Source organism: uncultured Aurantimicrobium sp. (assembly GCF_936931525.1).
GTDB lineage: Bacteria > Actinomycetota > Actinomycetes > Actinomycetales > Microbacteriaceae > Aurantimicrobium.
Map to the genome: position 1 here is coordinate 1 of NZ_CAKZII010000098.1, position 7037 is coordinate 7037.

A 7037-nucleotide genomic window follows, 5' to 3' on the forward strand; every position below is an offset into this window, starting at 1 on the left:
GGTGGACCTGGGCACGCCCTGCTCGGCGTGGCAAATCCATGGAATTCTCTCGTGGATTGAGATTCCACCCTCGTCCGCCTTGCATTTCCCCCAGGCCCTCCACTACCTTCCCGCCGGCTACGAGCAGCCTCGATTCTTAACCTCAGGTTGAGATTGAGGGTTTGTGGCCAGGGTCGAGCGTGACTTCCCCTGTCGCGCCCAACGAAAGGACAGGTGCCGTGGCGGCTCCGCAGAACTACCTGGCAGTGATCAAGGTCGTCGGAATCGGCGGTGGTGGCGTTAACGCCGTGAACCGCATGATCGAGGTCGGTTTGAAGGGCGTGGAGTTCATCGCCATCAACACCGACGCTCAGGCCCTGCTCATGAGCGACGCAGACGTCAAGCTCGATATCGGCCGTGAGCTCACCCGTGGCCTCGGCGCCGGCGCGAACCCCGAGGTTGGCCAGAAGGCCGCCCTGGATCACGAGAGCGAGATCGAAGAGGTCCTGCGCGGCGCTGACATGGTCTTCGTGACCGCAGGCGAAGGCGGCGGCACCGGCACCGGCGGCGCACCCGTCGTGGCCCGCATTGCCCGCTCGCTCGGCGCACTGACCATCGGCGTTGTTACCCGTCCGTTCGGCTTCGAGGGTCGCCGTCGCGGCTCGCAGGCCGATGACGGCATCGAGGCACTGCGTGCCGAGGTTGACACCCTGATCGTTGTTCCCAACGATCGTCTACTCGAGATCAGCGACCGTAGCATCTCAGTACAAGAAGCTTTCGCTACAGCTGACCAGGTCCTCCTGGCCGGTGTTCAAGGAATTACAGACCTCATCACCACTCCTGGTCTGATCAACCTCGACTTCGCAGACGTGAAGTCGGTTATGCAGGGCGCTGGATCTGCCCTGATGGGAATCGGTTCCTCACGCGGTGCAGACCGCGCGATCAAGGCAGCCGAGCTGGCCGTAGCCTCACCCCTGCTTGAGGCCAGCATCGAAGGCGCTCGTGGCGTTCTTCTTTCCATTCAGGGTGGATCCAACCTTGGTCTCTTCGAGATCAATGACGCTGCTGCACTGGTCGGCGAAGCCGTTCACCCTGAGGCAAACATCATCTTCGGTGCTGTCATTGATGACACCCTCGGTGACGAAGTTCGCGTCACGGTTATCGCCGCTGGTTTTGATGGTGGCGAGCCCACGCACAAGCCCATGCCTCGCCGTGCATACACCTCGACTGACACCGGTTCGGTCCTGCCCGCAGGTGACAGCATCTACGCAGAAACCCCCATTGTTTCCTCGACAACCGGTGTTTTCGCTGATGACGAGCTTGCCGGTGTTCTTTCGACACCTGCAACCACCAGCCACGTCTCCGTAACCCCTTCCTACGTTGACGAGGATGACGACCTCGACATCCCTGACTTCCTCAAGTAAGTGAGTACCTCCCTAGCCGAGCGCCTTGCGCTCGTAGAGGAGGGAATCGCTGAGGCGGCCCGCAATGCTGGGCGCGACGTCAACGATCTCACCACCATTGTGGTGACGAAGTTCCACCCTGCACAGCTCGTCCGGGATCTTTATGATCTAGGGGTTCGCAACGTGGGGGAGAACCGTCACCAGGAAGCCGAAGCGAAAGCTGCGGAGCTTGCAGAGCTGGACCTCACCTGGCACTTTATTGGTCAGTTACAGTCCAATAAAGCTCGCGCAGCCCGCAAATATGCCAGTGTGGTGCACTCGGTCGATAGAGACAGTTTGGTCACCGCTTTGGGTAATGCTGCTTTCACTCCAACTGGTGAGCCTGAAGACAATGTTGTTCCTGTTTTGGACTGCTTTGTGCAACTGAATTTGACGCAAGATCCAGGTCGTGGAGGGGTTCAACCCGCCGATGTGGTCGAGCTCGCAGAGCGTGTTGCGGCACAGCCAAGCCTGAATTTGCTTGGTGTCATGGCTGTGGCGCCCCTTGATGAAGAACCACGTGTCGCCTTTGCCCGAGTTCGTGCAGCATCAGAGCGAGTTCAATCGGTCATTCCGACGGCAACCTTCATTTCCACGGGGATGTCGCATGACTACGCCGCAGCGATTTCTGAAGGCGCGACACACCTACGAATTGGCTCTGCAATCACGGGAAACAGACCTGTTTCCGGTTAATCTCAATTAGACGTTCTATTCCTGGAGGTACTCAATGTCCAACCCACTCAAGAAGACCATGGTCTATCTCGGTCTCGCTGATGAGGACACGAGCTACGACGCACCCGCATACGCTGCAGCACCTCAGGTTGCTCCCGTATCTGCAGGCCGTGCACAGGTAACCCCCCTTCGCCGTAACACCGCAAAGAACCAGGCAGCGAGCGACATGAACGAAATCGTCACCGTCCACCCCAAGCAGTACTCGGACGCAAAGGTAATTGCTGAGAACTTCCGTGAGGGCGTTCCCGTCATTATGAACTTGTCCCAGATGACCGAAACTGACGCTCGTCGCCTCATCGACTTCGCTTCTGGTCTCTCTCAGGGCCTGTTCGGCAAGATTGAGCGCGTCACCAGCAAGGTGTTCCTGCTTTCTCCAGCACACGTTGCCGTGTCAGGTGACGCAGCAGCTGAGACCGCTGAAGTCGACACCACCTTCTTCGGAGAGTAAGTAGCCGCCGCCAACGGTGGCTGTTACTTCTGCACACATCATGTCAATCGTGGGCATCTTCGGCGTCATTCTCTATTACGCACTATTGGTGTTTGTCATTGCCATGTGGGCACGTCTGATCCTGGACTTCCTGCGGGCCATGCGCCCCGGCTGGCGTCCACCAAGCTTTTTGCTCGTCATTAGTGGCGTTGTCTATGGCATCACTGACCCACCGATGAAGGCTGTGCGCAGGTTTGTGAAACCTGTGAGCTTCGGCGCAATCGCCTTGGACTTTGGGTGGACAGTGGTGATGTTAGGTGCCATCGTGGCAATGTACATCGCTGAATACCTCATGGTTCTCTAGCAAAAGCCTCATTTTCTGCACAGGGGTTTCCTCCCACCGCAACTCTTTTGGTAGCGTTAGGGAAGTTGTCACCTAGACATCACATTTTTGTATCTCTCACTTGAGGATGGCTCGACATGGCATTACTGCCAGAAGACGTAGTAAACAAGCGCTTTCAGCAGACGAAGTTCCGCGAAGGTTACGACCAGGACGAGGTTGATGACTTCCTCGACGAGATCGTCGTCGAGCTTCGCCGCCTGAGCGCTGAGAACGAAGACCTCAAGAGCAAGCTTGAAGCTGCAGAAGCCCGCCTCGAAGGTGGCGAGTCTGCTGCTCCTGCACGTCCAGCCACCACTCCAGCTCCTGCTGTAGTGGATGACACAAGTGCGACTGCAAGCGCTAACGACCTCCTCACCCTCGCTCGTCGTCTACACGAAGAGCACGTGCGTGAAGGTGTTGAGAAGCGCGACGCTCTCATCGCTGAAGGTCACGAAACTGCTACTCGCCTCGTATCTGAGGCTGAAGCAACCGCTAAGTCTCAGCTCTCCACTCTGGAAACTGAAAAGGCAACGCTCAAGAGTGCTATTGCTGAACTGAGTGGCTTTGAGAAGGAATACCGCGAAAAGCTTCGCTCTTACATCTCTAACCAGTTGGTCGAGCTCGATGAGCTCAACGTGACTGGTGACTCAGCCAAGAACTAACGTGGCGGTTAAACGGCCTGTTTGGGCTGTGTTGACGCTTCTAGGTATCACAGCTCTCGTTGTCTATATCGCTGACCAGCTCAGCAAGATGTGGGTGATGAGTACGCTCACAGAAGGCGTGAGCCAGCCTGTGTGGGGAGACTTCCTCCAGTTCTACTTCGTACGTAACCCAGGTGCAGCGTTCTCTCTCTCGTCTGGAACGACGTGGGTTTTCTCTATCCTTGCTGCTGTAGTCACAGTGGTAATCATTGTGTTCTCGCGCAAGATTCGCTCCATCGCGTGGGCGGTTGTTTTCGGCCTGTTGCTGGGCGGGACGCTCGGTAACTTGACTGACCGGTTGACGAAAGAAAACGGCGAAGGCGTCGTTTCTTTCGGTAACGGCCTCGTCATTGACTTCATCTCCACACCCTGGATGATGCCCGCAATCTATAACGTCGCAGATATCGCGATTGTCTCGAGCATGTGCCTCTTGGTGTTGCTTACTCTTCTGGGTTTCCACATTGATGGCACACGTGAACCACGCAAGAACCGCAAGTCAGGAACTACCGATGCGGGTGCAACTGTTCTTCTCGGTGCTGCCGGAACCACGTCCAGCGTCTTAGGTGGCGGAGAATCCGTCGGGATCGATGGAACCGTCGATGGCGGCTCTTTCGGAGACGGTGGCGCTGGTGGAGACTAGATCCACTCCCGTACCCGACGGCCTCGATGGCATCCGGGTAGACGCAGGTCTTGCCCGACTCTTTGGTTTTTCACGAACTCAAGCAGCAGAAATTGCTGAAGCCGGCGGCGTGGAGCAAAACGGTGTTCCCCTGGGCAAATCAGACAAGCTGCGTGCTGAAGCTCACCTGACGGTCACTTGGGAAGAAAAACGCGGTCCTGAGATCGTGCCCATGATGGTTCCCGACTTCGGCATCGTTTATGACGATGATGACTTTGTTGTCGTGGATAAGCCAGTCGGTGTTGCGGCACATCCTGCAGCAAGCTGGGATGGGCCCACTGTTCTCGGTGCACTAGCGGCCTCAGGTTTCACGATTGCTACCTCAGGAGCTGCAGAACGCGCAGGAATCGTTCACAGACTTGATGTCGGAACCTCCGGGCTCATGGTGGTTGCCAAGAGCGAGAAGGCGTATAGCGCGCTCAAGCAGGCATTCCATGACCGTGAGGTCAACAAGATTTACCATGCCGTGGTGCAGGGACACCCTGACCCGCTTGCGGGCACGATTGACGCCCCTATTGGGCGCCACCCCCGTTCTGACTGGAAGTTTGCGGTCACGAACGACGGAAAGCACGCGATTACGCATTACACAACCTTGGAAGCTTTCCCCTTCGCCTCTTTGCTGGAGGTCAAGCTTGAGACTGGTCGTACGCACCAGATTCGCGTTCACATGGCTGCGCAGCGTCACCCCTGCGTGGGGGACAGCCTGTATGGCGCAGATCCGTCGCTCAGTGGCCGTCTTGGCCTGTCGCGGCAGTGGCTCCACGCTCATAAATTGGGCTTTACTCACCCTTCAACGGGCGAATACGTCGAGTTCACTTCGCCTTACCCGGCAGATCTTCAGCACGCTCTCGACGTTCTTTCTGCGGGCTAACCTTCAACTCCTAGGCAAAGGTTTTGCCCTCAGGAGTTTCTCGGCGTGTCGCATATGGCTAGTCTTGAACGACACGCCGTAACACGCCCCAGATAGCAAGGAAGTGACTATGCCCGAGCAATCCCGCAACAAGCAGGAAGTGCTCATCGTCACCGGTATGTCTGGCGCTGGTCGATCCACTGTGGGTAACGCCCTGGAAGACCTCGATTGGTATGTGGTTGATAACCTGCCACCGCAGATGCTTCGCCCACTTGTTGAGCTTGCAGATAAGGCTGGGGCAAACTTGCCCAAGATTGCTGCAGTGGTAGACGTGCGTGGCCGCGACTTCTTTGAGAACCTGCAAGAGATTATTCAGTCAATGCCGGCAGAAACCGTTGTACGAGTTTTGTTCTTGGACGCCACTGATGCCTCGCTGGTTCGTCGTTTTGAATCTGTCCGCCGTCCACACCCACTTCAAGGAGATGGAACGATTCTGGATGGCATCATTGCGGAGCGTTCACGTATGACGGCGCTGCGTGAAAGTAGCGACATCGTTGTCGACACAAGTGATCTCAACATTCACCAGCTCTCCACACTGATCACGGAGCAATTTGCTCAAGAAGACACCGCTGGTGTTCGTCTGAACTTGATGAGCTTTGGTTTCAAATACGGAACCCCCACCGATGTTGACCTCATCGCAGATGGCCGCTTCTTGCCCAACCCGTTTTGGATTCCAGAACTGCGGGGGAGCACCGGTATGGACAAGGAAGTCTCTGACTACGTCTTGGGTCAGCCTGGTGCGATGGAATTTGTTGAGAACTACGCCAAGGCGCTGGAGCCTGTTCTTGCGGGATATCAGCGTGAGAACAAGCGCCATGCCACGATTGCGATCGGTTGCACCGGCGGTAAGCACCGCTCGGTGGCACTCACCGAAGAACTAGCCAAGCGTCTGGCTGAACTTCCGGGCGTTGTGGTTCGAGTTAAGCACAGAGATTTTGGTCGCGAATAGCGACTGCAACAACATCACTACTGAAGAAACAAAGAGGAATTTGCGGATATGGGTCTCACTGAGAACGTCAAACAAGAACTGATTACCGTCGGCGCGGGTAAAACCAGTGTGCGCACGGCAGAGCTGGCTACTGTGCTGCGCTTTGCTGGTGGTCTACACACCATCTCTGGTCGCATAGCTGTTGAGGCAGAACTGGACTCACAGGAACTTGCTACCCGAGTCCGCAAGGACCTGGCAGAAATTTATGGAGTTCGCTCCGAAGGTCGTCTCTCGCCCAACTCGGGTGGCAAGAACGCGCCCACCTTCCTGGTGCGCGTGCTTGACGGTGAAACGTTGGCTCGACAGACGGGTCTTCTCGATGCTCGCCGTCGCCCCATTCGTGGACTTCCTAACAAACTCACCACAGGAAATATCGAAGACCTCTCCGCTATCTGGCGCGGTGCATTCCTGGCCGCAGGATCACTGACCGATCCAGGCCGTTCTGCAGCGCTGGAAATCGTCTGCCCCACCAATGAGGCCGCTATGGCTCTCGTGGGGGCAGCTAACCGCCTGCAGTTCGCTGCTAAGGCGCGTGAAGTTCGAGGAGTTCACCGTGTTGTGATCCGCGAGGACGAAGCGATCTCTGCCGTTCTTACCATCATGGGTGCGACCGAGACCGTCAAGAACTGGGAAGAGCTGCGCCAGCGCCGCGAGGTGCGCGCAACGGCGAACCGTCTGGTCAACTTCGATGACGCCAACCTGCGTCGTTCTGCCCAAGCAGCAGTCGCAGCCTGTGCTCGCGTAGAGCGTGCACTCGAGCTGCTGGGTGATGACATCCCTGAGCACCTGAAGTATGC

Annotated in this window: 9 protein-coding genes; all 9 read left to right on the forward strand. The window is 56.9% G+C overall.

The window, feature by feature from the left end:
* Nucleotides 1–218: 218 nt before the first annotated feature.
* Nucleotides 219–1403: a cell division protein FtsZ gene (ftsZ, locus tag Q0362_RS04715; protein WP_298120446.1), complete on the forward strand. Its 1185-nt coding sequence runs from the start codon at nt 219–221 to the stop codon at nt 1401–1403.
* Nucleotides 1404–2114, forward strand: coding sequence for a YggS family pyridoxal phosphate-dependent enzyme (locus Q0362_RS04720; protein ID WP_298120449.1), 711 nt, complete (start codon nt 1404–1406; stop codon nt 2112–2114).
* Between the two features lie 34 nt (nt 2115–2148).
* The gene (gene sepF, locus Q0362_RS04725; protein ID WP_110233123.1) at nt 2149–2601 is read left to right on the forward strand and encodes a cell division protein SepF; all 453 of its coding nucleotides are present in this window, start codon (nt 2149–2151) and stop codon (nt 2599–2601) included.
* Nucleotides 2602–2617: 16 nt separating this feature from the next.
* Complete coding sequence (locus tag Q0362_RS04730) at nt 2618–2944, forward strand: YggT family protein (RefSeq protein ID WP_298120464.1); 327 nt, start codon at nt 2618–2620, stop codon at nt 2942–2944.
* A gap of 116 nt (nt 2945–3060) precedes the next feature.
* The gene (locus Q0362_RS04735; protein ID WP_298120466.1) at nt 3061–3624 is read left to right on the forward strand and encodes a DivIVA domain-containing protein; all 564 of its coding nucleotides are present in this window, start codon (nt 3061–3063) and stop codon (nt 3622–3624) included.
* Nucleotide 3625: 1 nt separating this feature from the next.
* Complete coding sequence (gene lspA / locus Q0362_RS04740) at nt 3626–4303, forward strand: signal peptidase II (RefSeq protein WP_298120469.1); 678 nt, start codon at nt 3626–3628, stop codon at nt 4301–4303.
* Nucleotides 4293–5213 carry an RluA family pseudouridine synthase gene (locus Q0362_RS04745; RefSeq protein ID WP_298120476.1) on the forward strand — a complete coding sequence of 307 codons (921 nt, stop codon included), beginning with the start codon at nt 4293–4295 and terminating at the stop codon, nt 5211–5213. The genes lspA and Q0362_RS04745 overlap by 11 nt, the downstream gene beginning before the upstream one ends.
* A 109-nt stretch (nt 5214–5322) precedes the next feature.
* A complete protein-coding gene (rapZ, locus tag Q0362_RS04750) occupies nt 5323–6201 on the forward strand; it encodes an RNase adapter RapZ (RefSeq protein WP_298120472.1) in 879 nt (292 codons plus the stop codon).
* A gap of 48 nt (nt 6202–6249) precedes the next feature.
* A partial coding sequence (gene whiA / locus Q0362_RS04755) for a DNA-binding protein WhiA (protein WP_298120475.1) occupies nt 6250–7037 on the forward strand: 788 nt, incomplete at its 3' end.